At 70.9% G+C, this 2,346-nt stretch carries 2 protein-coding genes; both read right to left on the bottom strand.

Annotated elements, in window-relative coordinates; translation table 11 throughout:
- Window positions 1-1,086 (bottom strand): thiamine pyrophosphate-binding protein (locus I6U14_RS11755; RefSeq protein ID WP_296899542.1); only part of this gene is annotated, 1,086 nt, incomplete at its 3' end.
- 38 nt (window positions 1,087-1,124) lie between these two features.
- On the bottom strand, window positions 1,125-2,346 hold a 1,222-nt coding region (locus I6U14_RS11750), incomplete at its 5' end, for an FMN-binding glutamate synthase family protein (RefSeq protein WP_296899540.1).

Below are 2,346 nucleotides of genomic sequence, written 5' to 3'. Positions count from 1 at the left end.
CGAGGGGGGGGAGTGGGGTGTCGGGCCCTTGCCCTTGAAGGGGGGGAGGAGGGGGCGGTGTGGCGGGGCGGCGGGGGCAAGGACGCCGGCCATGCTGAAGCGGGCGCCGTGACCGACGGCGAGGACCGGGGGCCGGGACTTGGCCAGCAGCGCCACGGCGTCGTCGACGGCGGAGGCGGGTGGTGCGATGTCCCGCGGCGTGACCCGGCCGGCCGGGCCGCCGGCCGCGGCGCCGTCGGCAGCGGCCAGCTTCGGTACCTCGTCCGGCAGGATCAGGTGCGACACGCCGCGGTTCAGGATCGCGCTCTTGCAGGCGAGGTTCACCAGCTCTGCATGCTTGCTGCCGGGCAGCGCCGGCTGCGACCACTGGGCCACCTTGCCGAAGGCGGCGGACAGGTCGACCTCCTGAAACGCCCCGGGGCCGAGCACCTGGGTCTCCACCTGGCCCGTCAGCGCGATCACGGGGGCGCGATCCACGTTCGCATCCCAGAGCCCCGTCAGCAGGTTGGTGGCGCCGGGCCCGGCGATGGACAGACAGGCCGCCGGCCGGCCGGTGAGCTTGCCGTAGGCGGAGCACGCGAAGCTTGCGGCGCCTTCGTGGCGGATGCCGTAGAAGGCCATGTGGCTCGCCTGCTCCTGCACCCGCAGCGCATCGGCCATGCCCAGGTTGGAATGGCCGACCATGCCGAACACCTTGGTGACACCCCAGTTCACCAGGCTCTCGGCCATCACATCGCCCACGGTGCGCTGGTGACTCTGCTCCGGCGGCAGGCCCACGTAGACACCGTCGTCGCGCTCCTCCACCGGGAAGCTCTCGACGCCGTCGTCGAAGCCCGGGGCCTTGCCCGTCAGCGGGTCGTAGTCCCAGCCGTGCCAGGGGCAGCGCAGCAGGCCGTTCTCGATGGAGCCCTCGCCGAGCGGGCCGCCCTGGTGCGGGCAGGCGTTGTCCAGCGCGCCGTACTGGCCCTTGAAGCGGGTCATGCACAGGGTGCGAAGCCCACAGGCGGCGGTCTTGACCCGGCCCTCGGCGAGCTCGTCCTTGTCCATCACCTTGTGCCAGACGAGCTGTTCGGTTTGGTTCGTCATACGCTGGTCTCCGTAGGATGCGATGGGGGAACAGCCGCTTAATCCAGCCGCACGCCCGCGTAGGCGATGCCGGTCAGGTGGGCCATGTCCCGGTCGAACGTCGTCAGATCCTCCGGATTGAGCTTGTTCAGGTGATCATGCCCGCAGGCGCGGGCCATCACCTGCATCAGCTCGGTGGCGGCCTGGAAGAAGTTGCGGAGCTGCTCGGCGGACTGCTGGATCTTGAGCCGTGCGCGCAGGTTCTCTTTCTGCGTGGCGATGCCGACGGGGCAGTTGTCGGTGTGGCAGGCGCGCATGCCGAGACAGCCGATGGCCTGCATGGGCGCGTTGGAGAGCGCCACGGCATCGGCGCCCAGCGCCAGCGCCTTCACGTAGTCCGCGGGCAGCCGCAGGCCGCCGGTGATGACGAGCGTGACCTGATCGGCCCCGCAGCGGTCCAGGTGGCGGCGGGCGCGGGCGAGCGCCGGGATGGTGGGCACCGAGATGTTGTCGCGGAACAGCCTGGGCGCCGCGCCGGTGCCGCCGCCGCGGCCATCCAGGATGATGTAGTCGACGCCCACCTCCAGCGCCGCGTCGATGTCCTGCTCGATGTGCTGGGCGCTCAGCTTGAAGCCCACCGGGATGCCGCCGCTGGCCTCGCGTACCTGGGCGGCGAAGTCGCGAAACTCCGCGAGTCCGTGCCAGTCCGGGAAGCGCGGCGGCGAGATGGCCGACTCGCCCTCGGCGAGCCCGCGTACTTCAGCAATTTTGCCCCGCACCTTGGTGCCGGGCAGGTGGCCGCCGGTGCCGGTCTTGGCGCCCTGACCGCCCTTGAAATGGAACGCCTGGGCCTGTGTCACCTTGTCCATGGAGAAGCCGAAGCGCGCCGACGCCAGCTCATAGAAATACCGGCTGTTCTCCGCCTGCTCCTCCGGGAGCATGCCGCCCTCGCCGGAGCAGATGCCGGTGCCGGCCAGCTCCGCCCCGCGGGCGAGCGCGACCTTGGCCTCCTCGGACAGGGCGCCGAAGCTCATGTCGCTCACCAGCAACGGGATATCCAGCTTGAGCGGCTTAGCGGCGGCCGGGCCGATGACGACCTCCGTGCCCACCGGGTCGTCGTCGAGGAGCGGCAGCTTGTGCAGCTGGCCGGTCAGGATCTGGATGTCCGCCCACTTGGGCAGCTCGTCGTAGGGCACGCCCATGGCGTCGATGCGCCCGTGGTGGCCGAGCTTGGTCAGGCCCTCGCGCGCCAGCTGGCGGATGTAGGCGTTGTGCGGGACC

The sequence above is a fragment of the Thiohalocapsa sp. genome (genome assembly GCF_019695415.1).
Taxonomy (GTDB): Bacteria; Pseudomonadota; Gammaproteobacteria; order Chromatiales; family Chromatiaceae; genus Thiohalocapsa.
This window is presented reverse-complemented; position numbering and strand designations above follow the sequence as displayed.